17 protein-coding genes are annotated in these 24,608 nt (G+C 44.1%); 7 read left to right on the top strand and 10 right to left on the bottom strand.

Going from position 1 to position 24,608, the window contains the following annotated elements:
* Positions 1 to 22: 22 nt before the first annotated feature.
* From NST40_RS11005 to NST40_RS10995, 3 genes are all read left to right on the top strand, one after another.
* Positions 23 to 3,169: an alpha-mannosidase gene (locus NST40_RS11005; protein ID WP_341002040.1), complete on the top strand. Its 3,147-nt coding sequence runs from the start codon at positions 23 to 25 to the stop codon at positions 3,167 to 3,169.
* Positions 3,170 to 3,319: 150 nt separating this feature from the next.
* Complete coding sequence (locus NST40_RS11000) at positions 3,320 to 4,519, top strand: pectin acetylesterase-family hydrolase (RefSeq protein WP_341002038.1); 1,200 nt, start codon at positions 3,320 to 3,322, stop codon at positions 4,517 to 4,519.
* Positions 4,520 to 4,565: 46 nt separating this feature from the next.
* Entirely contained in the window at positions 4,566 to 5,201 is a 636-nt protein-coding gene (locus NST40_RS10995; RefSeq protein WP_076129994.1) for a TetR/AcrR family transcriptional regulator, read from the top strand.
* Between the two features lie 2 nt (positions 5,202 to 5,203).
* Here the strand turns inward: NST40_RS10995 and NST40_RS10990 are convergent, their stop codons facing one another.
* From NST40_RS10990 to sbnA, 5 genes are all read right to left on the bottom strand, one after another.
* Complete coding sequence (locus NST40_RS10990) at positions 5,204 to 6,556, bottom strand: HAMP domain-containing sensor histidine kinase (RefSeq protein ID WP_341002036.1); 1,353 nt, start codon at positions 6,554 to 6,556, stop codon at positions 5,204 to 5,206.
* Positions 6,553 to 7,230 carry a response regulator transcription factor gene (locus NST40_RS10985; protein WP_076100805.1) on the bottom strand — a complete coding sequence of 226 codons (678 nt, stop codon included), beginning with the start codon at positions 7,228 to 7,230 and terminating at the stop codon, positions 6,553 to 6,555. Before NST40_RS10985 ends, NST40_RS10990 begins: the two co-directional genes overlap by 4 nt.
* Positions 7,231 to 7,289: 59 nt before the next feature.
* The gene (locus NST40_RS10980) at positions 7,290 to 9,263 is read right to left on the bottom strand and encodes a serine hydrolase domain-containing protein (RefSeq protein WP_342410668.1); all 1,974 of its coding nucleotides are present in this window, start codon (positions 9,261 to 9,263) and stop codon (positions 7,290 to 7,292) included.
* 201 nt (positions 9,264 to 9,464) lie between these two features.
* Positions 9,465 to 10,430, bottom strand: coding sequence for a 2,3-diaminopropionate biosynthesis protein SbnB (locus NST40_RS10975; RefSeq protein WP_076277452.1), 966 nt, complete (start codon positions 10,428 to 10,430; stop codon positions 9,465 to 9,467).
* 24 nt (positions 10,431 to 10,454) lie between these two features.
* Complete coding sequence (gene sbnA / locus NST40_RS10970; RefSeq protein ID WP_342410667.1) at positions 10,455 to 12,662, bottom strand: 2,3-diaminopropionate biosynthesis protein SbnA; 2,208 nt, start codon at positions 12,660 to 12,662, stop codon at positions 10,455 to 10,457.
* Positions 12,663 to 12,824: 162 nt separating this feature from the next.
* Here sbnA and NST40_RS10965 point away from each other — a divergent pair, with 162 nt between their 5' ends.
* On the top strand, positions 12,825 to 13,634 hold the full coding sequence (locus NST40_RS10965; protein WP_076129991.1) for a YheC/YheD family protein: 810 nt from the start codon (positions 12,825 to 12,827) through the stop codon (positions 13,632 to 13,634).
* A gap of 71 nt (positions 13,635 to 13,705) precedes the next feature.
* Here the strand turns inward: NST40_RS10965 and NST40_RS10960 are convergent, their stop codons facing one another.
* Positions 13,706 to 14,728, bottom strand: a complete 1,023-nt coding sequence (locus NST40_RS10960) for an NADP-dependent oxidoreductase (protein WP_076218963.1) — start codon at positions 14,726 to 14,728, stop codon at positions 13,706 to 13,708.
* A gap of 127 nt (positions 14,729 to 14,855) precedes the next feature.
* Positions 14,856 to 15,068, bottom strand: coding sequence for a helix-turn-helix domain-containing protein (locus NST40_RS10955; RefSeq protein WP_342410894.1), 213 nt, complete (start codon positions 15,066 to 15,068; stop codon positions 14,856 to 14,858).
* A gap of 212 nt (positions 15,069 to 15,280) precedes the next feature.
* On the opposite strand from NST40_RS10955, the gene NST40_RS10950 reads away from it, so the two are divergent.
* Positions 15,281 to 16,060 (top strand): helix-turn-helix domain-containing protein, encoded by a 780-nt coding sequence (locus tag NST40_RS10950; protein WP_076218961.1) that lies wholly within the window; start codon positions 15,281 to 15,283, stop codon positions 16,058 to 16,060.
* Between the two features lie 47 nt (positions 16,061 to 16,107).
* Here NST40_RS10950 and NST40_RS10945 read toward each other — a convergent pair whose 3' ends face one another.
* Positions 16,108 to 18,975 (bottom strand): glycosyl hydrolase 115 family protein, encoded by a 2,868-nt coding sequence (locus tag NST40_RS10945; RefSeq protein WP_341002031.1) that lies wholly within the window; start codon positions 18,973 to 18,975, stop codon positions 16,108 to 16,110.
* A gap of 241 nt (positions 18,976 to 19,216) precedes the next feature.
* Between NST40_RS10945 and NST40_RS10940 the strand changes: the two genes are divergently transcribed.
* A complete protein-coding gene (locus NST40_RS10940) occupies positions 19,217 to 20,959 on the top strand; it encodes an SGNH/GDSL hydrolase family protein (protein ID WP_076277457.1) in 1,743 nt (580 codons plus the stop codon).
* Positions 20,960 to 21,012: 53 nt separating this feature from the next.
* On the opposite strand, the gene NST40_RS10935 is transcribed toward NST40_RS10940, so the two are convergent.
* Positions 21,013 to 22,377, bottom strand: coding sequence for an MATE family efflux transporter (locus NST40_RS10935; RefSeq protein ID WP_076277458.1), 1,365 nt, complete (start codon positions 22,375 to 22,377; stop codon positions 21,013 to 21,015).
* Between the two features lie 155 nt (positions 22,378 to 22,532).
* Here NST40_RS10935 and NST40_RS10930 point away from each other — a divergent pair, with 155 nt between their 5' ends.
* Entirely contained in the window at positions 22,533 to 23,411 is an 879-nt protein-coding gene (locus NST40_RS10930; protein ID WP_076218957.1) for a LysR family transcriptional regulator, read from the top strand.
* Positions 23,412 to 23,557: 146 nt separating this feature from the next.
* Here NST40_RS10930 and NST40_RS10925 read toward each other — a convergent pair whose 3' ends face one another.
* Positions 23,558 to 24,535, bottom strand: a complete 978-nt coding sequence (locus tag NST40_RS10925) for a methylenetetrahydrofolate reductase (protein WP_256719063.1) — start codon at positions 24,533 to 24,535, stop codon at positions 23,558 to 23,560.
* Between the last annotated feature and the right edge of the window lie 73 nt (positions 24,536 to 24,608).

Raw genomic sequence — 24,608 nt, 5'->3', positions numbered from 1 at the left:
CATATTGGAGGGGCTATTACTCATGTTTCTAACCAAACGCAAACTCAACTCCCAACTAAACGAAATTTCCGAATATCGTTACCGGGATCGTATACACATTCCTTTTTTCAACTCTATGATTGACGAACAAGGTGAAATTGCAGCCGAACCGCCCGTGGATGGAGAATGGTCTAAGCTACGAGTTGGAGATACTTGGAAAGGCCGCGATTTGTATTTATGGCTAACGACAAATATAGAAGTACCCGCTACTTGGGCAGGCCGTAGAGTACTGGGTCGATTTGATTTTGGCGAGACGGGTGCTGGAAATAACTCCGGATTTGAATCCTTATTCTTTTTCAACGGCAAACCCTATCAAGGTGTGGATTCCAATCATACCGAAGTGTTCTTGCCAAATGAAACGGCAGGCACTCAGCTTCCACTGACCTTCCGGTTATGGTCGGGACTCGAAGGTGGCGGCCCAAAAAAGGATCAGACACATGGGATTCGCATGGCTGAAATTTGTTGGCTGGATGAACCAACGGATGATTTCTATTTTACCGCGCTTGCTGTAGTTGAGACGCTGAACGTACTCGATGCCAAAACACCAGAATATACACAACTTATGAGTGCAGTAGACCGCTCCTTTCTTCTGATCGACTGGTCTCGTCCAGGTTCAGACAACTTCTACGCTTCGATCGGGGAAGCCCGCAATTATTTGCGTGATGAAATTAACAAAATGGAGAAGTCCTCACCCGTCACAGTTACCTGTATTGGCCATACCCATATTGATGTAGCTTGGTTGTGGCAATTGAAACACACCCGTGAGAAATGTGCGCGTTCCTTCTCAACCGTACTACGTCTGATGGAAATGTTCCCGGACTATACCTTTTTACAGACTCAGCCGCAACTCTATGAATATATCAAAAATGACTATCCAGAAATCTATGAAAATATTCGTGAACGTGTGGCTGAAGGACGCTGGGAAGCTGGCGGAGGTATGTGGCTTGAGGCAGATTGCAACTTGACCTCAGGGGAGTCTCTAGTCCGTCAATTACTCTATGGAACTCGCTTCTTACGTAATGAATTTGGGGTTGAATGTGACTATTTATGGCTGCCAGACGTATTTGGCTACAGCTGGTCCTTGCCACAAATTCTAAAAAAATCAGGAATTAATACCTTCATGACCACAAAAATTAGCTGGAATCAATATAACCGGATGCCCCATGATACCTTTCAATGGCGTGGGATTGATGGCACAGAGGTGTTAACACACTTTATTACAACACCAGAGCCTTGGTCCGAAGAAGATTCTTGGTTCTACACTTATAATGGCCGGATTATTCCTAAGACTGTAAAAGGAATTTGGGATACTTACCGGGATAAAGAAGTAAATCGCAATCTGTTACTTTCTTACGGATATGGCGATGGTGGCGGGGGTGTGAACCGTGAAATGCTAGAGATGCGCCGTCGGTTAAACGATCTTCCCGGTCTGCCGAAGATTGAAACAGGAACAGCGGGAGACTACTTCCGTACCCTGCAAGAAACTGTTGCAAATACAGATCGTTATGTCCATGTATGGGATGGCGAGCTTTACTTAGAATATCACCGCGGCACCTACACAAGCCAAGCCTACAATAAGCGGATGAACCGTAAGCTTGAACTGCTATACCGTGAGGCGGAATGGCTAAATACACTGCAAAGTGTGATGACAGGTGACTGGTCTAACTATCGTCAGACCGATTTAGACGAGGGCTGGAGAATTATTTTGCGCAACCAATTCCATGATATTATTCCGGGCTCTTCGATTCGTGAAGTGTATGAAGACAGTACAATTGAGTATACACAAGCAGAAGCAATAGGTCAGTCTGTCTGGGAGCAATCCAGTAAGGCACTTGTGAGCGGAAATGAAGCCGGTAAATATACGATCTGGAACAATGCTGCTTGGGAGCTGACAGAACTCGTAGAAATTACTGTTGAAGCCGGGATGGAAACAGGACATTGGATAAGCTCAGAAGGAAAACAACTACAAGCTCAGCGTGAAGGTGACCGCTGGATCGTTGAAGTATCTAACATTCCTTCTCTTGGATACACAACGATCTCCTTCGTAGAAGATGTGAATTCTAAGTCACTAAGCGCTCCATTCAAGCTAAATGAATCAGGAATCTCAACGCCTCACTTCGAAATTGAGTGGAACGAACAAGGTCAATTAGTATCCATCTATGATATAAATGAACAAAGACAAGTATTAGCAAACGGAAGTCACGGTAACGTGTTCCAAGTGTTTGAAGATAAACCCCTAGCCCATGAAGCTTGGGACATTGACATCTACTATCAGCAAAAGAAACGTGAAGTCACCGACTGCCGCAGCATTGAAGTCATAGAAAAGGGTTCACTGCGATGTGTTGTACAATTCACATGGAGTTATATGGATTCCACGATTAAGCAGCAAATGATCTTACATGCACACCATCGTCGTATCGATTTCGTGACAAAGGTAGACTGGCATGAGCGACAACAGCTAATGAAAGTAGCTTTCCCTGTTGCGATACGAGCTACCGAAGCCACTTATGATATCCAGTTCGGTAATGTTACGCGTCCAACACATTGGAACACTAGCTGGGATTACGCTAGATTCGAGACTGTGGGGCATCAGTGGGCAGATTTATCAGATCGTGGTTATGGCGTTAGCTTGCTGAACGACTGCAAATACGGTTATGACATCAAGGATAATGTGATGCGTCTATCCTTAATCAAATCGGCAACGCACCCTGACCCTGAAGCGGATCAAGGCGAACATACTTTCACCTATTCTATCCTGCCTCATACTGGGGATTGGCTACAGGGTGACACCGTCCGTCAAGCTTGGTCCGTCAACAACCCTCTACGGAGCACCATGGGTCAAGCAGAAGTAGCAACCAAGTCGCTTATTCGCCTTTCTACTCAAAAGGTTATGGTTTCTGCGATCAAGAAGTCTGAGGATGGTCAAAAATTAATCGTACGTGTGCACGACTATTCCGGAAGCCGCCAGCAAATTGATATGACTAGCGACTTGAATATTATTTCGTGGCAAGAGTGTAATCTAATGGAGCGTCCTGAAGGGGAAGTCCACACTGAACCTGTCATTACTTTTATACTTGAACCTTACGAACTAAAAACATTTGAAATCGAAGCAGCAAAATTAATAAAGTAACATACACAATCGAGGTGTCCCTGTAGCCATGGATCAAAGGCTGCGAGGACACCTCTTTATATATTTTCTCACGATTGTTTTATGATTTTAGGTATACACCTTGTGTAATGAGTGATCTTGACGTATACTCCGAGTAAGGGAGAGATGGATATGAGAAAAATGAGGAAAATGAGGAAAATCACAATATTCACAGGTATTGGATTATTCAGCCTTGTTTTGATTGCCATGTTTGCAATCAGCGCTTTTGTAATCAAAAGACCGGCGACTACCACCCCCGTAATTGCGGAAGCGAAGCCTTACAAGTGGAATAAAGTCACGCTAGATGGAAATGTCATATCAAGTGATGGATCAGAGTATTTTTTGTGGAATAAAAAGGGTGAAAATAATAACTGGATCATCTTTTTTTCCGGTGGCGGAGCCAGCTGGGATGCCCAAAGTGCCGCACACCCCATCAAGCTTATGAACTTTATTAAAGGTGGAGATACAGGAAACTATTTCCAGAACATCCCCTTCTATATGTTGACATTGCTGAGAGGCATGATGGATACGGATAACCCTGCCAATCCTTTTCATGGCTGGAATGTGGTCTACCTTCCCTATTCAACCGGTGACTTCCATATCGGCAACCGCACAGTTGAATATAAAAAAGATGACGGCAGCCCCTTTACTATGCGTTATAACGGCAGCAATAATGTGCGAAGCAGCCTCGATTGGATATATGCCAACGTGGATAAACCCGGCAAACTACTGATTGCTGGCGAAAGTGCTGGTGGCTTCGGGTCCGCTTTTTGGGCTCCCGAGATCGCCTCTCATTACAAGAACTCCGAGATTTTCCAATATTCAGACAGTTCCTTCTTGAAATCAGACAAGTGGCCAAATGTTGTGAAGCAGGAATGGCAGGCAGACTTCGTGAAGAACTTCGGATATGCCCCTGAAGCGGATATCATCGGGGCAGCTTTTAAAGCGAACGGCCATCTACTTCCTGCGAATGCGATAATATTGCAATCCTACTCGGTATTTGACGAGATTCTAATCCACTTTCAGAACAACATCAACGATTACAAGGGGCCAAGAGATCAAAGCATCATTAATGAGTGGTCACAGGAAATGCGGCAATCTGTTTCTTCTTTGGCAGCCACTTTACCTAATTATTATTACTATCTCACCGACTATGGACTGAACGCTAAGACGGGTACAACTCCGCACACTTTTGCCACCAGAGAGACCTTCTTTCAGGCTGAACAGGATGGTGTGAAGCTTCTGAATTGGTTAGGTGATGCGATCAACCGGCAGAACCCCTATTCAGTGGGCAGCAAATTCCTAATGAATTCGAAGCCAGCTCAGAAATAGTGCTAGAAGCAGCGGAAGAGTTGCAACAAGACAGGAGAGAAAATCAATGAATTTGCGGGAAAAGCAAATGCAAATGACAAGGGAGATCATTAAGGATACAGCGCTTAGCTTATTCTGTGCTCAAGGTATTGAGCGCACGGATATGGCACAGATTGCGGAACAAGCCGGCATCTCCCGGCGTACTTTGTATCATCATTATAAAGACAAGGAAGAGTTAGCCGCTCAAATCTATGTCCTTAATCTGGAGCGGATGTTTGGACAGCTGCTGTTTGATTTTGATTTTGAACACCCTGTACAGTCATTGGAGAACATTCTCGATAAATATCTGGCATTAAGAGATCAGCAGGAAGCCCTGATCTACTATGATGCCATTTTTGGAGTTTACTACAGCACGCTTTCCAAAAATCCCGCGGAACTTCCTGACTTTAAGCAGGCTATGGAAGGCTGGTATTCACGGTTAATTCTCCTTGAGTCCATATCAGTCGCTCCGGAGGAAAAAAATAAGTGGCTGGACATTCTGCACAAGTCCACCCACCTGTATTTCATGTATTTACAAAAAGCCGTCATTATTACTCATCAGCGGGGGGGTGTGGTTACGGAGGAAGATCGGGTTATGGACCGGCAATTCAAGGATTTCATTATGTTTGGCGTACGGCAATCCAAGAATCAGACAAACCCTTAATTTCACTTATGGGGCAACCTGACGATAATCGTCGTTCCCGCTCCAACCGCACCGTCCACTTCTATGTTTCCCTGATGCAGGGAGACAATTTTTTTAACGATTGCAAGTCCCAAGCCATTGCCATTGTTGTTTCCATTCCGTGACTTGTCTATTTTATAAAATCTTTGGAATACGGCGTTGAACTCTTCCGGGGAAATCCCGATCCCGTTATCACTGATGGTGACCGATACATCTGCTGCACTGTCATCTATACTAATGCGGATGTTCCCGCCTTCAGGTGTGAACTTGATGCTGTTGCTCAGCAAATTCATCCATACTTGCTTCAGCTGATCTTCATCACCCTTAATTTTGACAGCTTCCGGCAGCTCAAGATCGATAACGATGCCTTTGGCTGACCATTGTGGCTCACAGGTCACAACGATGGTTCTAATCTGCTCGTCAAGATTGAAGGAACCTGCATTAAAAGGATGATGTTCAGAATCCAGGGAAGCGAGCTTCAGCAAATTATCACTTAACCTCGACAGACGTTCACTCTCTGCAATGATGATATCAAGATATTCAGAACGTTCCTCTTCCACGATTAGATCATTGTTCTGCAATGCCTTGGCAAAGCCGGAAATAGACGTAAGCGGTGTCTGAATTTCATGAGAAACGTTGGATACGAAATCCTGCCTCATCTGTTCCAGCTGCTTCAGCTCCCCGGCCATCTCCACATAGCTTTGTGTCAGTTCCCCTATTTCGTCTACTCGGTTTACTTTAAGCTCTACCTCGAAATCACCCTTGGCCAGCCTTCTTGTCGCATTCGTCAAAGCTTTGATCGGCTCCACCAAATATCTGGCGGCAATAAGAATGCATAGACTACCCAGTAAAAGCACGAGTAAAAGCACAAAGAGCAGCATCCGATTGACGATATTTTCGTTCTCGGCAGAATACTGCAAGAACATTGCTTGCCACTCCCCGTTAAACATAAAGGGCATCCCGATAAAGGTATCCTTATCTTTTGCGGAGGAACGATAGAGTTTTCCTTGCAGCACTTGTTTCACAGCCTCGGGGGTGATAGTGACGGCCGGACTATCCTTGAGCCCATAAAAGGTATATTCCACGGAATGATTATACAAGTGGATAGGGTATGCAGATACCTTAACCATACTATTCAAGAACTCGTCTGTATCCTCAGGCTTGGCGTCATCATAACGGTGAATGATCTCCTTCCCCACTGTGATCATTTCATTCTGTCCCTCGTTACTTATTTGTTTCTGAAAGACATACAAACCAATGAAAAAGGAACAGATCAGACTAAAGATAATGATGCCTAAAAACGTGAGAACGACGCGTACATACAATGTCTTGATCATAGCGCAGGGATCAGCCGGTATCCTAGGCCGCGGGCCGTTTCGATTTGAAATTGCTCGTCGTTACCGCAGAATTTCTCCCTCAACCGGCTTATATGCACATCTACAGTCCGGCCGTCTCCTTCATAGTTCAATCCCCAGATTTGAGAAATCAACTGTTCTCTTGTGAAGATTTGCCTAGGGTGACTAGCCAGCAGAAACAGTAGCTCAAATTCCTTCAAAGGAATCGTTACCGGTTCTTCATCACGCGTAACCTGGAAAGTGCGGCGGTTAAGCACCACATTGCCCAACTGCACAGACTGGGAAGAAACAACCAGCGAGCGTTTAAGCAAAGCTTTTACTCGCATCACCAGTTCAAGCGGATCAAACGGTTTGGTCAAATAGTCATCCGTGCCGAGTTGAAAACCTTTCACTTTATGTGCAGATTCTCCTTTAGCCGTCACCATGAGGAGGGGAATGTTGGCATCAGAGCGCCTGATTTCTCTGCACAGATCCCAACCATCCAATCCTGGCATCATAATATCTAGGATGACGAGATCGACTCGCGAGTTCTCTATAATGGACAGCGCTTTGGTGCCATCCCTGGCTTCTTTGAGGTCAAAACCTTCTTTTCGCAAAAACAAAGACATTAGCTTTCGGATGTTATCATCATCATCAGCAATAAGTATAGTAGCCACGATTGTCCTCCTCTCTTAAGCTTACATTATATATGATATATTCTTGACAAGAAACGAAGTTATCCGAACTGCCAACCCAACAGGTTCCAATAGTAGAAAAACAGAGTCATCACTACAGCCGAAAGTGCCACTAGTGTATAATGCACACGCTTGAAAGCTGTCCAGTATTTATTCTTCCAAACCAGTATAGCCGAGATTAGCAAAGCTAAAGTCAGTCCAACCAAAAGGATTGGCATAACTAAACTGAGAGAAAGCGAAAGACTGATACCGCTGAACTTCTGCATCGTATCCATGGACATAACCACCATAAATATCGTAACGAAAGATAGCAGCGCCCACCCAGCAGTTCCCGCAGATAAGCGGATGGCCCACTTTTCCGGAGGCGTCATCACCTTGATCTTGCGTCTGGAGAAGATTAGTCCAAGCAATGCAGTGATGAAAATCAACCCCGAGCCGCCAAGTACGATAAGCCAAAACTTATTCTGATTCAAGAGTGGCGTACGCTCCAGTGGCATTTCCGGTGCCATACCTAAGAGCATATGTGTAACCTTACCGGTATCATTTGTGCGGAAGCCAATTTGTTCGGTGCCTCCCTCGAGCTGGAACAGATTCGGACCGATTTCTCTATACAACTGTTGTTCACTACCACTTCCCAAAGATAGCTTATTATCCTTTACCTTAACATTTAGCTGGGCAAAAAAATTGAAAAATTTATCAATATCACTGTGGTTACGGCGTGTGAATTGATAGGTTCCCGCATATTTCTGAACAGATTCTGCAGAAATGGAGAATTCAGGCTGCTTCGCTTCAGGATCGGGATAATAGCGCTCAAAAAAGGCATGGACTAGGCCTGCCGCGGAATCACCGCCCTGACCGCCGTTATAGGAAACAAAGATACCTACATGCTTGGCAGGCACAAGATAAAACTCTGTATTAAACATGGGGTCGGAACCACCATGAGTGATTAGTCTAAGACCATTGATGCGTTTCTCAGAGAACCCCAGATCTACTCCCGGCATACGTTTATCGAATTGGTACGCCGTTGAATGCATTAGTTCTGCAGTCTCCGTTCTAAGAATCTGCTGGTCACCATATTTCCCGTTCTGCAGATGGGCAATCATAAAGTGCGCCATGTCTACTGCTGATACTGTACCCGAGCCGGCAGGACGAAAGCCGCCCTCGAAGGTAGGTGTGCCAGGAATAAAGCTGCCGTTCTCACTCGTGTACCCTACAACTTGATTGGGTATGAATGACTCCGGCAAAGGCTCTACCACCGTCGAATATTTCATGTCGAGCGGATCGAAAATATACTTTTGTATATAGTCATTGTAAGGAACACCGCTGACTTCCTCCACAATCAGACCCGCGAGGGTAGCCCCGAAGTTCGAATAAGAACTCATCTCTCCGGGGGGTCTTACCCGTGCCAGCATATGCTTATTGAGTGTTTCCGAGATTGATCCCGGCAATTTGGCAGGGTCGGTAGTGATTTGATAACCCACTCCACCCTCTTCAAACCCCGCTGTATGTGTCATCAAATGGCGCATCGTGGTCGGCTCAGGATAAGTAGCAGGGATCTTCACTGATTTCAGGTAGGTGTTAATATCAGTGTCCAGATCTATCTTACCTTGTTCGACCATTTGCATCACCGCTGTCCAGGTGAACAGCTTTGTTGTTGAAGCGATTCGAAACATGCTGGTTGTCGGATTAACCGGTGCCGCTTCTTCCAGATTGGAACTGCCATAACCTTTGGCTAAAATAATCTTGCCGTCTTTTACAATGGAGATAACCGCTCCCGGAATTTGCAGCCGGTTCATATCTTTTTCCATAATTCCATCAACGAAGCTAGTCAGTCCCGCGGTATCATCGAGATTGGCAAATGCTTCAATTTGCGCTGCCGGCAGCGCGGTTTGACCCGTTTGGTTCTCAGCCGAGGCCTGTTTCCCGGGAAATACCAAGCTTGCGCCAAAGCCGGCACTAATCACAGCTAATAGGGTCAGACCAGCGATCAGCCTTTTTTTCATAGGTGTCAACATTATTATCCTCCGAGTCATCATTTATTGGGGTGGATGATCATCCGCCTAACACTTATAGAGATTATCAGAGTATTATGAATGGAACGTTAACAAGACAATAAAAAAACTAGACAGCAATCCACCCTTAAAAGTGACGGATCATAGTCTAGTTACATCAGAAAAATCTATAAAAAATCCCATAGCGAACGTATGCCTACCACCTTACTGTAGCTCAGTCCCGATCCCTTTTTCTCTAGCCTTCTTCACGAAGTATACCGCTGTTGCGATATCAAAAACCGCCATCCCCATCGGACAAAAGAAAATCGGCTCATCTGCTCTGAGTTCATTCAGGCAATGGCGCGAGACGACATCGGTAATCATTCGGGTATCGGCACGAGTTAACCCATGTTTCAGATGGAGCTGCTGTATGTCAGTATTCTCGCGGCACACCTCATCCCAGTCGTCGACGATTATGGCCTTCACCGAAGCTAATGCCTCAGGCTTATAATCACGCAGTGAAATATTCAGTAGAAGACTACCTTCCGCCGGAAGCATATCGATATATCTATGATTGGATACGGTACAGGTGATAAAGATATTGGACTTTCGATAAACGTCCGCCCACGTCTCCTCCACTTCTATCCTATCCTTATATATAGATGAGATGTCTGACAAATCTACTTCCCTTATATCAAAGATGCGGACACGTTCAACTCGATCTCCGTACAATGCCATAACCATTTGAAAATGATATTGCCCGATTGGTCCCCAGCCGATAATGCCAAGATGAATCCGTTCAAGTGAACGTGCCTGCAAAAAGTAGCCAATCATCAGTCCACTGATGGAAGCTGTCCTTACGATGCTGGGGAGCGGAGAGCTTAGGACGGATATAGGCTCGCCCGTAATGGGATCATTCAAGACAATGATGCTATGCGCGCGGGGAAGACCAACCTGGATATTATCCGGGAAGCTGGAAATCCATTTGATCCCTGCTGCGTTCACATTCCCCCCTACGTATGCGGGCATTGCAATAATACGATTTTGAGGATTTTTATACCTTAGATAAGGTTTTACGGGCTGCGCATAATCTCCAGAATCAAGTATGCGCACCGTAGTTTCTATCGATTCCACGAGAGAAGGCCAATCAAGTCCCACCTCCCGGATGTCCCGATCGTTTAAATACAGCATTCCACAACCTCCTTTTGCCGTTCGTTAAGCAAGGACATCTCCACCGTCAGCCGAGAACTCCTGCCCAAATTCATTCTGAATCCATGGGTCAGAGTATACCGTATCGAGGTAACGCTCCCCTTTGTCATGCAGGATCACCGCACAGACAGATCCTGGAGCCAATTCTTGCTCCATACGCCTAACAGCGGCAAGGTTAGCCCCTGAGGATGCACCGGCCAGAATCGATTCATTCTGAGCGAGTGCTCGGCATCCTTTTACGATATCCAAGTCTGAGACATGCACGATACGGTCGATTAAATCCGTTCTGCAGAAAGGGGGTACGATGCCAGCACCCAGTCCCGGGAACCGCCGTTTCTCTTTGTTGCCACCAAAAATAGTACTTCCCTCCGCATCGACGGCAACAATCTTAGTCTTCAGACCATGATCCCTTACATATTCCGCGAGACCTCGAATCGTGCCGCATGTACTTACGCTGCAAAACAAATAATCTACTTCGCCAAGCTCAGTCACGATTTCTTTCATGGTCGTATGGTAGTGGGACAAATAGTTATTTGCGTTTGCATATTGATTCGGCCAGTAGCTGCCCGGTATTTCCTCCAAGAGTCGCTGCACTCGATTCAGTCTAGCAGGCAGATATTCACCGGTCTCGAGGTCGGGATCGCTAACAAAGTCAATTTTTGCAGTTAATGTTTTCAGAATCTGCAGATTTGTTGTGGTAGTTCTTGGATCAACCACGCTAATAAACCGCAGCCCTAAATATTGGCAAATCATCGCCAAGCTAATCGCCATATTTCCCGAACTTGACTCAATAATAGTAGTTCCCGGCCCGATTTTCCCTTCCTTCCATGCCTCATGGATCATCCGCAGAGCTGGACGGTCTTTCGCACTTCCTCCCGGATTTAGCAGTTCCATTTTTGCGTAGACTTCGAACTCACTGTTCTGGAACAAATTATTCAGCTTGATTAATGGCGTTTTTCCGATAGTCGACAAGATACCGCCTTGGATATTTATGTCCACCTTAGCTTTGTCCTTCTGATAATACAACTTCTTGTTCTTGACCTGCCCGTTGGCCAGCGACTCCCCTTTAGCTACTATAATGATCTCAATATCATCAAGCAGATGGTTGCGAATCATCATCCCGATTTCCGGAACACACTCCCTGATTTCCTCTTTAATTACCGGAATAATAGAGGGCTTCACAGATTTACTCTTGATATAAATAGAGAGCGCATTGTTTTTTACCTTGACCCGAATGATTGCATCTTCAATATGACGGTATACGACCTGCTCAATATCGTACAGGCTGATCTTCTCACCGTGCTTCAGTTCTTGACCCACTCTTTTTACAATGGACTCAAAGCTTTGTTGTTCAACCCCGTCTATCATCACAGGCCTAAAATCCCTTACGACGTCATAAGTAACAAAACGAAGGGCTGGCAGCATCTTGCGGACAGTTGAGGTAAGCACCAGAATACTTTCATTGTTCCGAAGCGGCCTTACTTCTTCGTCTAACTCCTGAACCCCGATTCCTTCCGCAAAAATTCCGTCGGCAAAAATGTACCTGCCGTGATCATGGGAGTAATAAGCGATCGTACCGATTTCAATGGAGCCGTAAGTATCGATGATATCTCTAGGATCAATACCAAACAAGCCAGCCATATTCCGCTGCCACTCAGGCGGAGCAATTTCCCCTACCAAAATAATCTTGCGAATTCCGAATTCACGCGGGTTTCCGGCAGCATATACGATATGGTCAAGGATGGACGGCATCGTATAGAGCAAGTCAGGTTTAAAAGCTTTAAGCTGTTCAATATGCTGTTCGATTGGCAGTTCAAAGGGTATTGAACTTTTCTCCAATCCTAACCTTTCAAAAATGGTCAGCGCAGTGTTTGCTGCATGTCCAGTGCCCATATCCGCCAACGCTCTGTTACATCCGCTTCCCGCAATAAGCTCGCCGAATAGCTTCGTTTTAATATCCACATAGTGTTTGTCATCTTCCTCAGAGTAAAGGATTGCTTTTCTACGGCCTGAGCTTGTACCAGACGTCCTATAAATAGTCCAAGAAGGATCGATGGGTTGGTTATAATAGAAGGTTTCAAGTATTTTCGAAGACATAAGAGGTAAGTTCTGCAGGTTATAATTCGTTTTCTCCCCATCGATCAGCCCCTTGTACCAAGGGTATTCGTCCATTACTTCTTGCACCTTATTCTGCAATTTCCCGAGCAGCATCATAGCCGCCTCCCGTTGACCGCATGCTGCAGCCCAAGTTTAATAAATGCCTCCAATATTCATATGTAGAATTCTTTGCATGTGTTCTATTATTCTGTGGTTGCCCAAGCAAAAACTGCGTATTCCCGTAATATAGCCTATAGATATATAGAACGGAGGAACAAAATGAAGGAGCCAATACGGCGGATATCCAATAAGCTGACGAAAACAAGGGTACTGCTTAGAAAACAAGAGCTAAGGAAGTACATCCCGGTAACGAAAAAAATGAATAAAAACGTACTCTATGAGATGTTGCAAAAACATAAAATGGTGTACATTAAGCCCTGCTGTGGATCTTTGGGACAGGGTGTAATCCGGATTGAAAGATCGCAAGATCATTCCTCCAAAAAACGACCAGCCTACAGCTATCAGTCCGGTACGCATAAACATACATTTTCTGATTACGAGATGGCTTATCGGGCAATCTCTAGCGAGACCCAAGGAAAGTCCTATTTGGTGCAAAAAGGGATTTGGCTTTTGGTTTATGAGGGAAGGCCATTTGATATCCGGGTTATGGTGCAAAGAAATCTTAAGGGTGGGTGGGAAGCTACAGGCATTGCGGGTCGCGTAGCTCATCCTCGCAAAGTGGTTACGAATGGGAGCCAAGGGGGAACGATTTATCCGGTAGAGGCATTATTAGAATCCTACACAAACGTAGAGAATAGTAGCGCGTTGATCCGGTCCATGCAACAAATCGGAGTGAACTCCGCCAGACAGCTGAGCACAGCCTATCCCGGCCTGCAGGAAATCGGTGTGGATATTGCTTTGGATCGACGCCTTAAACCATGGATCTTGGAAGTAAATACTGCCCCCGATCCGTGCCCGTTTACCAAACTGAATGACACCAGCATGATTGAGCGAATCGTCAAATATGCAAAAGCCTATGGCCGCACATACAATCTTAAATGCATGAAGTCCAAACAGGGTATGGTCTGAACGGATTTGATTGGTAATAATACAAACAGCCCTGATATATAAAAATCTCTACCAGAGCTGTTTGTGTTGTTTTAGAATTCGGAGTCGCTCACCTTAACAAGCATCTTCCCGAGGTTCGCACCTTGGAACAATTGCAGGAATGCTTCAACCACATTATCGAATCCTTCAACAACTGTTTCTTCATATTTTAATTTACCTTCTGTTAGCCATTTTCCAAGCTCTTGAAGGCCTTCTGACTGGCGGGCTGCGTAATCACTAAGAACGAATCCTTTGATAAGGGAGCGGGTTTTGATCAATCTGCTCTGAATACGTGGACCCATATCTCCATCTGTACTATTATAGGAAGAAATAGCGCCACATAGGGGAATACGTGCATAATCATTAAGCAAGCTCATCACAGCATCTGAAATCGATCCACCCACGTTGTCAAAATAAACATCAACACCATTTGGACATGCTTCTTCCAAAGCCTGGTCTAAATTTTCCGTTGTTTTATAATTAATGGTTGCATCAAAGCCAAGTTCTTTTTTCAAATAGTCGCATTTATCATCGCTACCTGCGATCCCAACGACACGAGCGCCCTTGATTTTGGCAATCTGTCCAACAAACATCCCCACTGAACCCGCTGCTCCAGACACTACGACAGTCTCTCCTTCTTTCGGCTGCCCGATATCAAGTAAACCGAAATATGCAGTGAGCCCTGTTAAACCTAGAACACTTAAGTAAGCCGATACAGGTGCAATCGAATCATCGATTTTGGTTACTGCTTTAGCATCTACAGTATTATATAACTGCCAGCCCAGCATACCGATGACTTTATCTCCAGCTTTGAATAACTCCGATTTGGATTCTACGATCTCTCCCACAAGTCCTCCAGCGATGACTTCATTAAGCTGATACGGAGGAATATACGATTTAGAATCATTCATTCTTCCGCGCATATAAGGATCCACTGACAAATACAACGTACGTACAACAACTTGTCCTTCTTTTGCTTCAACTACAGGAATATCTTTGAACTCGAAATTTTGCTGGGTTGGCATGCCTACAGGACGTGAAATTAACAGGACCTGTTTATTTTTCAACTGATTCATAGATCACTACTCCATTAATATTTATTTTTGCTGCTACCTATAACTATTAACCAAACCCTGTACATGATTATCAAATAGTTATAAAACTATCAAACTATCAAGAAAAAATTATAGGTTTCCGGACATATTATAAACTGTCCAAGAAACCCGGTAATAATTCGCTAAACGTATCCTCTCGAAGCTGGCTAATCTTATTCTGCCCCATACGTGTGACACTTACTAAATCAGCTTCATACAAAATCTTCAGATGGTACGACACATTGGATTTGTCCATTCCCATAGATTCACCAATGGACCTACATGTATTGTTCTCCTTATGGAGATGAAGATAACGAATCATTTCAATTCGTTTCACTTCTGCTAATGCTTTAAAATCTTCACTCGCTTATCATCATCTTTTAAGGAATATTGTTCGATAGTCATAAAACTATTGTATTCTTCTGATTGCGCAAAGTCAATTTACAATCCCATTTCTAAATCGGTTTCATTTTTGTATAATATACCAATCGGCATTAGCGCGGATCTATTTATAAGTAAAGAGGGGTGGTAGAAATGGACATTACCAAATACGAAAATCTTGTTCCCCGTGTTTTTTTGTTCGTTGATCGCCGATCCTTCCCGGATTGGGAGATTACGAGGAGTAAAATTGATTTCCATGATCTTACCTTCATCGTAGAAGGAAAATCTGACTATTTTATTAATGGAGAGAAATTCACGGTTGAAGCCGGGGATATGCTCTATGCCCCTTCTGGCAGCATTCGGGAAGCTCAGACTTTCAAGGAGGCACCCATGCGTTCTTTTGCCTTCAATTTCTTCTGGGAGGGTGAGGACAATCATGTGCAGCTCCCTTTTGAGACTGTAACTAGGAATTGGAGAACTAAAGAGATTCTAGAGGATATTAAAGAATTCTCACATATCTGGATGGGCAAACAACCTTTCTACAAAATGAAGGCCCGGGCCATCTTTCAACTGATTGTGTACCGCTTATTAAGTATCGCCCACCATCAAGAAACACCTCTGATAGATCTAAGAATCCAAAAAGTGATGACCTATATCATGGATCATTATTCGGAGGAAGTTACGATCAAGGAGCTGGCAGATTGGGTTGCCCTAAATCCCGTATATCTTGGTAAGCTGTTTAAGCAGAACACTGGCTCCACCTATAAAGAATTTATAAACAAGGTGCGCGTGAACAATGCTGAGATGATTCTATCGGCAGGTGGTTTTAATGTGTCCGAAGTGGCAGCGCACTGTGGTTATCAAGATGTCGCCTACTTCAGCAACGTTTTCAAAAATATAAAAGGTTATCCTCCGTCATCTGCCCTGAAATAACGGAGGATTCGAAGCAACAACCTAGTTGTTCGCCCTTTTAATTCAACCTAACTAAGAATGGACGCCGTCCCGCTAGTATAAAAGCTCTCCTCCGGCCCTAAATAGGAATAAGGAAGCTGGGCAGCGGACAATACAAGCTTTTGCAGAACCAGACCCGCATCCAATCCGTAAAAGCGGAGGGTATGAAGACCCTTCGTTAAAGCATGGCAGGTGGTCACAGCATGAATATTGTCCATAACCGCGCGGCACCATGGTTCATTATCATGATTGCCGCCTTCAAAGTTCGTTGGTAAAGCATCCTTAATCACGGGTCCCTGATCATCGAAACCTATCGCATATTTTAACCCGCTAGTTTGTGACAGATTGTTTGTCGGCGCAATATACGCGGTTAAGCTATAATCGGTGTCCTGCTGCACTAGAATCCGATATTCCAGACAAGGTGCATCCTCCGGTTGTTCAAAAGATACAGCATCCGGAAACATTTTAACCGAGGATAAAGAACGTCCATAGCTGTCAATGGTCTTCCATACCACCCCTGATTTCGAAACACGAGTTATGGTATGCTCCGCTTCAATGGACACGATATTATGGGTCTCGATGAATGTCATCGGTGGCACATCCGGAAGGTCTATCCAATCCACGGCTGCCTTCACCTTAACTATATTCCCGGCACCGGAGATCGTAATTTCGCCCGTCGATTCTTCTTTGACCTTCTCCCAATCTACGGAAACCTGAAGCGTCTCCCCTGCCTCAATCCAGCCGCGTATTTTCTCAAGCTTGATCCAATCTACGCTGCTCCGCACCTGATATTCAAAACCCGCTTCTCCACCGTTACTGATTGTGATGCGATAGTTTTCTTTTTGGAGATTTGTAAATACCGGAAGATTAGCTGTGCCGGAAATATACGCTTGTTCCGTTCCTTCCACATCGACAATCATTAAAGAACCTCTGGCGGGCGTCAAGGTGTTTACATCCGGATATTTCCACCCTTCTGCATTCCAATGTATATACCCTACATGAGGGGAACTCATCATTCCCTGCCATTTTCCATCCGAAATTCCGCTATTATAAACCAGCTCCAGATACTTATCCCGTTCGATGGTTTCGCGGGTCAGAGCAGCGTAAGTATTTGCCAACATACTATTTCGTTCAGCGTATAGATGGTTCAGTCCAGCATAAATTTGCATTTTGACCACATTGGCCGAGGCAACAGCAGGGAAATATACGAGCTGGAAGTAAGCATCCTTTAGTTGTTCCGGGATTAGCTCATCGTATTTGCCGGCAGCCTTCTCGATCATCACCGCTTGCTCCAGAACTCTGTGCGCCTCATTGTAATGGATAGGACTGAAGGTGGACGGATAAATAATTTCAGGCTTGCGCCGACCGTTCATCCGGGTATAATCCCCTAACAATTGTGCGATTCCCAGACATGTCTCTTGTTCCAGCGCATATCCGAATTGCTGCTCTACCCAACGGTTGGTGTATTCCACAGTCCGATTGATTGCACCTGTCCCCCAAGCCTCAAAATCGTAGGCCAAATCCAGAAAGTAGGAAATGGGCAATTCCATAGGCTTCAAATCTCCGACGTTCACAATCCATACCTCACGGATGCCATAGTCAAATGCCATACACATTTGCTCCCAGACTTTTTCAAGCGGGGTCGTATTTAACCATTCATAGGAATGCGGACCACCATGGTAGTCAAAATGATAATACATCCCCCATCCTGCGCTGCGGTTACGTTCGTTTTTCGTCGGGATTTTGCGGAGATTGCCAAAGTTATCGTCAGCAAGCAGGATCGTAACGTCATTCAGAACATCCCAGTCCTTCAACCCTTCCACCCCGGCAGTGCCATACCAGTACTTCTCAACTTCCTTATAAACGGCCAAAATTTGCGGCGCATGTTCAAGATTGTATTTCTTCAATAGTTCTTTTTGCGTAAGTATAATGTCCTTCAGCAGATCAATATTCTCCTGGTCGGAGCCCTCCAGCGCAGAGTCACTTTCCCCCCGCATGCCTAGAGTAATCAAGTTATCAAAGTCCTGATTGCGCTTGATTCCGTCTTCCCAGAAATCTGTAATCGCCTGTTTATTACGGGCGAAATCCCATAGGTTACTTGTTCCGTATTGGCTGTATACCTTCTGCCATTCACTGCCTGCCCGGAATAAGGGTTCATGATGGGAGGTCCCCATAATAATTCCGTATTCTTGTGCATGCTTGGCGTTGGCAATCGGGCTGCTTTTACCATTCAGGCTAAATTCGGCGCTCCACATCGCCGGCCATAAATAATTCCCCTTCAAGCGAAGAATGAGTTCAAATACCTTGTCATAGAAATCTTCATTAAAGTCACCAAATCTTTGAGTTACCCAAGAACCTAAAGACGGCCAGTCGTCATTCAAAAAAATACCTCTATATTTAACCGAAGGCTCCTTGGAGATCACATGAAGCTGGTTATCAGGAATGGACAATGCCGGCTTCTTCTCCGGCACAATATCCGCCCAGTACACCCAAGGACTAACTCCAATCTTTTCGGAGAGCGAATACAACCCGTAAATCGTCCCTCGTTTATCACTTCCTACAATGACGAGCGCCTTGTCCACTCCCGCTGTGGGTTGTTCAACCACCTGAATTTTATAACATTCTCTTTTATTTTGGATGGCCGATACATCAACGGTTCCCTCCGCGATTAAATCATCGATAAAATCATTGCTGCCTATCGATCCAGCGATTATGACTGTTCCATCCAATTTGTTCAATTGTGTATATATCTCAGGTTCTACCTCTGTTACCTGTTTAACATCTGCTGCAAAAGACTGTGCCACCCGGCGTAATCCCTCATAATCTTTCCCCTTGGGGTCCACGTAAATCTTGGCAGCACTGCCCTGCTTCACAAGGTGCAATTCCTTCGTAGGCATGATAATTCTCCCCTTAAGCATCCTATTTTCGTATGACTAGGCACATTATATAAGTAAGCGATTTCAACATCCATGTGTAAACTAGCAACTTTTTGTAATTATTAAATGAAACTTTGTTTATCGGTTGAACGATCTGGATATTTGGTGTTACTGTTAACAGGTATTCCTTCTAACAAAAGCATGTTTTTTGCAAACGCATCCATAACAAGAAAAGCTTATACAAAAAGCGAGGATGATCAATATGAAAAACAATAACGGGGTCATTACAGGTGGCAAGATTGAAGGTCCAAAGGCGCCCAAGGACCCGGCTGAACGCAGGAACGGTTTTTTTGTGCTCTACGAAACAGCGATTGAGGCGACAGCCCGGGCCGAAGGTCCACCTTCACAGGAAGTTTATCTGGAAGGTAACTATCTAATCGACAAAGCCAGATATATTGGCGGCGTCACTGATGAGACAATACTGGAGCTGCTAGGAAACTGCGTTGGATTCCGCAAATTAGTCCATAGTATCGGAGTGTCTGTGAGAAGGGATCATGAGCAGAACGAGCCCATCTCTTTTCTATTGCAGAACTGGGGCAAAACCAGCAAATACGAAACAGGCAGCAGCATACGTGTGCCCTGTCCCTCCGACGGTTCAGAAGTCCTCTTGAAATTAGAGGATTTGGAATGGTCTGAAGAGGATGCAGTGCTCGGCAAATTCGCTTTTGAATTTAAACATGAAGGCGAACTGGCCATCGCGAGTATAATTTTTTATTTGCATGACGGTTATTCTGTACCAGAGCTAATCATTGAACCGCCTGTAGCGTTTGATTCTAACGAATACCGGGAGATCATTACCCAATCCTTGCTTCATCCGGGCAATAATAAAAGATTAAAAACGGCCATCCATAAGGCTATAAAAGGTGAGGATGTCACGATTGCTTATATTGGGGGTTCCATTACTCAGGGAGCAGGCGCTAAACCGATCCATACAGAATGTTATGCCTACCAATCGTATCTGAGATTTAAGGAATTATTCGGTACGAATGGTGGCGAGAACATCCATTTTGTGAAGGCTGGGGTAGGTGGAACACCATCCGAGCTTGGGGTCATCCGTTATGAAAGGGATATTCTCCGGGAAGGTTCTGTAACACCTGATATCGTGGTGGTAGAATTTGCGGTAAACGACGAAGGTGATGAAACGAAAGGCAACTGTTTTGAAAGCTTATGCCTAAAAATACTTTCCGCCGATAATAGACCGGCTGTAGTTCTCCTGTTCAGCGTGTTTATGAATGACTGGAACCTGCAGGAACGGCTCTCCCCCATTGGCCGGCGTTATAATCTTCCTATGGTTAGTGTAAAAGATGCGGTATCCGGGCAGTTCCGCCTAAGCAAAAATGAGGGGAACATCCTCTCAAAACGGCAATTTTTCTATGATATCTATCATCCTACTAATGATGGTCACCGGGTGATGGCTGATTGTCTGGCTTATTTATTCTCCGAAACCCACAAAACGCTAATGGACGAAGATGATCTCCTATTGGATCAACATCCGGTCATCGGGAATGATTTTGCGGGAACCCTTCTGCTGGACCGCAAAAGCCATATTGACGCAGGCAGGATCGAGGTGGGCGGATTTTCGAGGATCGATACCGATTTGCAGCGGGTAGAAATGGATGCCAATCCTTTTGGAACTCCGGAATTCCCTCATAATTGGATGCATTCAGCGTCTTCTGGGGAACACAGCTTCAAGCTGACGATAACAAGCAAAAATCTTATCCTCGTATACAAGGATTCTGGCAGCAGCGAATTCGGCAAGGCGAACATTTACGTCGATGGTTGTCTTGTAGTCACCGCTGATCCACATGAGAATAACTGGACACATTGCAATCCGGTAATTCTTTATCAAAATGAGGTTAGCGGGGAGCATCAGGTAGAAATCAGAATGGTGCCGGAAGATCAGGACAAGTCTTTTACTATACTTGGCTTCGGCTATAATGCTTAGTGAGTTGACCTAGAGAGATGATAACCCCGATGTAATCTACATCGGGGTTATCCTTATTGTATCGCATGGAATTTTGTCCATTTCCCTCTAACGTACCGCCAAATAAACAGAACCCCTTTGATCAGCCAGTCGCAATAAACTGCGATCCACGTTGCAAACATATCCATATGCAGCCAATATACCAATATATAAGCAAACATAATTCTACAACAAATCATAGTAATCATACTGATGACCAAAGGAAATTTGGCGTCTCCAGCAGCTCGAAAAACCGTGGGCAGCGTATTTCCAAAAGGCCAGATCAACATCATAACGATCGCATGACTCCACACAATCTTTGTTGCCCAGAGTTCCGCTTCTGCTGAAAAATGATAGATGCTCAATATGCTTGGAAATAAAGCTAAACTCACAATAGAACTGACTACCTGTGCTATATAAATAAAACCAATAATCCTTCTCGTATAATATCTAGCTTGAGCATAATCCCCAGCCCCCACACATCGAGAAATAACAACAGACAACCCTAAACCAATCGCCATCCCAGGTAATGCCTGCAAGGAAGCAATAGTACTTCCTACTGAATTTGCTGCTATTGCCGCCGTTCCAAATGTGGACACCAAACTCAATATCAATAACCTTCCAATATAAAACATGCCATTTTCCAGCCCATAAGGGACACCAATTCTCATAATCTGTTTGATCATCTTAGTATCAAATTTATGCCGCAAGGTCTTTTTCAGATAGAGGAGATTCTTAGGGTTAGAGATTAACACAAGAATACAAATAGCAGCGCCCGTTCTGGAAATTAAAGTTGGAATCGCGATGCCGGCTGTCCCCATGTCAAAACCATAAACCAATAGCGCATTCCCTGCTATATTCACAAGATTCACAACCAACATAATTTGCATAGGCAGCTTGGAGTTTCCCATCGTTCTGAATACGGCTGCACCTGCATTATATAGAGCCAAGAAAGGAACGGAAGCCCCAACAATTAATAAATAAGTATTGGCATGCCCATATACCTCTTCTGTAATCGTTCCAAAAAGCCCATTTAAAATAAAACCCTTCAGCAAATAAATCAATATCATAATCACTAACCCAGCTGCACCCGTAAACCAAACTAATTGATTCGCTGCTTCTCTAGCCTGATGCGCTTGCTTTTTTCCAAGATATTGACCGACAATTACCGTTCCTCCAGTAGCTAATGCTGCAAATAAGCTAATCAACAGTAACATGACCATTTCAACTAAAGATACACCCGATACTGCTGATTCTCCAACAGAAGCTACCATGATAGAATTCACCAACCCTACCAATGCTTCTAATAATTGTTCAATAATTAATGGCAGGAATAATTTCATTAGTTCTTTGTCTGAAAATAATCTTGGTTTCGTAATCGCACTTTCCAGTTTACTCATAGGATTAGCTCCGTTTTGTATTGGTATTAAATCTATGGTAAATTCAAAAGCGATAAATATCTAATACCTATGTTGGATTACGTACCATGCCTAAAATGCATATATATATGACAATGCTAATATATCAGCTGTAATTTGAAAGGATGTTAAAAATAATGGATGTGCGTGTTCTCAGATATTTTTTAACCGTGGCTAAGGTTGGTAATATAACAAAAGCAGCAGAAATTCTCCACATTACCCAGCCAACATTAAGTAGACAGCTTATGGATCTAGAAGAAGAATTGGGAACCGGCTTGTTTATTCGGGGAAAAAGACAGATTACATTAACAGATAGTGGACTTCTCTTTCAGCAGCGGGCAAAAGAAATTGTTGCGCTATTGGATAAAACAGAACGGGATCTGGCAGAGCAAAAAGAGCTAGTTGGCGGAGTAGTTTCGATAGGTTGTGTTGAATCCTCTGTATCCAGGGCATTACCAAAGTTACTAGAAGAGTTCTCCAATCGGCATCCGAAAGTACAATATGAAATATATAGTGCGGATGGTGATGATATTCGAGAAAAGCTAGACCGGGGAAATATTGATATAGGTATATTATTGGAACCCATTGAAGCCGCCAAATATGACTACATTCGTCTGCCTTATCAGGAAAAGTGGGGAATTCTGATGCGACGGGATGACCCTCTAGCCCAGAAAATCTCTATTGGAATTGAGGATATTCTTTCTTTACCTCTAATCCTCCCCCGCCGTACTCTTGTACAAAATGAAATTACGAGCTGGCTTGGAGTTGAAAATGGCAGCTTATGTATCTTTGCCTCACACAATCTGCTGACAAATGCCATGCTGCTGGTAGAACAAAAGCTTGGGTATGCCATTTGTGTGAGTGGTTCATATACCATCCGAGAAAGCGAGCAAACTTGTTTTGTTCCATTTGAACCTGAACGTACGACAGGTCATGTATTAGCTTGGAAAAAGAACAATCTATTTAGTACCGCAACAGCACGTTTTATTCAATTTATAAAAGATACCTATCATTAAACTCGCGAATCTGTAAGCATATAGCTAAAAAAGCTGCCTCCGATCGTGTACCGGAAGCAGCTTATAGCCCAACATTATAAGGTAATCCTGAGCAGTAGGGTGGCTTAGCAAAATCCATCCGCTACTTCCTAGTTCTTTGCAATATGTTACATGATTGATTGCGTTATGTTGGATTCATGACTCGGCAGCTTCTTATCCAAAATAGCCTTCACATCTTTAACAAGCTGTACGGACGCTTCAATCTCCAACTTACTTGTTGAAACACTTTCAATACTGCAACCAATAGGAATTCCCTTCTCCAGCCCGAAATCTAGTAATTCTTCAAAGATTTTTTGCGATAGCTGGATTGATTTATCCAAAATATCATTCGAGTATTTCAACTCGTTTTCTAACCATCCCGGGATACTGATCCCTAACCACTTCATAAATTGTAATGTTTTCGCGGTACCGCATGGTGCAAGATTAAATAAAATAGGAACCATCTCAAAACCGTTATTTGTATAGTAATAATATAAATCAGACAATAAATTCTTTGATGCCTCTACATTATAAGTTGCCTGTGTAATAAAAAAGTTGCACCCATTGTTGGTCTTTTCGACAACCCGTATATGCTCATCATTCTTTTTTATATGTCTTTCCGGAATGACAACTCCGCCAAAAGTTAAATTGTTATTTAGCTGTTTACTTAGCTTATAAGCCTCTGGTAAATTCAATTTCACCTCTTGTTTACTTGACGAAGCGCCCACATACACGGAAAATCTATCTTCATTTTCGTCAGCTTTAACCCAATCCTCGAACTGAGCTCTAGTATCATTACCGACGCACCGGTAAATTATTTTCGGGACCTCCACCTGTCTTAGATATTTATCACCATAGACAGCCGGATCAATCGTTGGTAAATAGGGATAAGGTCTTTCATGATCCACTCTGTCTACTTCTTCCTGAACGTCGTACAGAATTAACGCATCTAAATCAAGGTTTTTAAGTCTCTCAACCTGTTTCCGGGCGATTTCCGAGACCTTTTCTGGTGCGTGGCTTGCCTTCGGTGGTGTCATCCCATATGTTATAATACCCGGTTTTTTGCTCAATATTTTTTGTTTAAATGTATTCTCTGCCGCTCCCAAATTATAAAACCCCTCTACTCGTCGCTTTTAAGATAAGGTTACCATGGCAGGCTTAATATGTGTAACTTCTATT

It is taken from the genome of Paenibacillus sp. FSL R10-2778 (genome assembly GCF_038593035.1).
In the GTDB taxonomy this organism is placed as follows: domain Bacteria; phylum Bacillota; class Bacilli; order Paenibacillales; family Paenibacillaceae; genus Paenibacillus_AQ; species Paenibacillus_AQ odorifer.
This window is presented reverse-complemented; position numbering and strand designations above follow the sequence as displayed.

Bases quoted from the DNA above. Each gene is read 5' to 3' on its own strand.
- NST40_RS11005 (WP_341002040.1), top strand. From the start codon at position 23: ATGTTTCTAACCAAACGCAAACTCAACTCCCAACTAAACGAAATTTCC.
- NST40_RS11000 (WP_341002038.1), top strand. From the start codon at position 3,320: ATGAGAAAAATGAGGAAAATGAGGAAAATCACAATATTCACAGGTATT.
- NST40_RS10995 (WP_076129994.1), top strand. From the start codon at position 4,566: ATGAATTTGCGGGAAAAGCAAATGCAAATGACAAGGGAGATCATTAAG.
- NST40_RS10990 (WP_341002036.1), bottom strand. From the start codon at position 6,556: ATGATCAAGACATTGTATGTACGCGTCGTTCTCACGTTTTTAGGCATC.
- NST40_RS10980 (WP_342410668.1), bottom strand. From the start codon at position 9,263: ATGTTGACACCTATGAAAAAAAGGCTGATCGCTGGTCTGACCCTATTA.
- NST40_RS10975 (WP_076277452.1), bottom strand. From the start codon at position 10,430: ATGCTGTATTTAAACGATCGGGACATCCGGGAGGTGGGACTTGATTGG.
- sbnA (WP_342410667.1), bottom strand. From the start codon at position 12,662: ATGATGCTGCTCGGGAAATTGCAGAATAAGGTGCAAGAAGTAATGGAC.
- NST40_RS10965 (WP_076129991.1), top strand. From the start codon at position 12,825: ATGAAGGAGCCAATACGGCGGATATCCAATAAGCTGACGAAAACAAGG.
- NST40_RS10960 (WP_076218963.1), bottom strand. From the start codon at position 14,728: ATGAATCAGTTGAAAAATAAACAGGTCCTGTTAATTTCACGTCCTGTA.
- NST40_RS10955 (WP_342410894.1), bottom strand. From the start codon at position 15,068: ATGATTCGTTATCTTCATCTCCATAAGGAGAACAATACATGTAGGTCC.
- NST40_RS10950 (WP_076218961.1), top strand. From the start codon at position 15,281: ATGGACATTACCAAATACGAAAATCTTGTTCCCCGTGTTTTTTTGTTC.
- NST40_RS10945 (WP_341002031.1), bottom strand. From the start codon at position 18,975: ATGCCTACGAAGGAATTGCACCTTGTGAAGCAGGGCAGTGCTGCCAAG.
- NST40_RS10940 (WP_076277457.1), top strand. From the start codon at position 19,217: ATGAAAAACAATAACGGGGTCATTACAGGTGGCAAGATTGAAGGTCCA.
- NST40_RS10935 (WP_076277458.1), bottom strand. From the start codon at position 22,377: ATGAGTAAACTGGAAAGTGCGATTACGAAACCAAGATTATTTTCAGAC.
- NST40_RS10930 (WP_076218957.1), top strand. From the start codon at position 22,533: ATGGATGTGCGTGTTCTCAGATATTTTTTAACCGTGGCTAAGGTTGGT.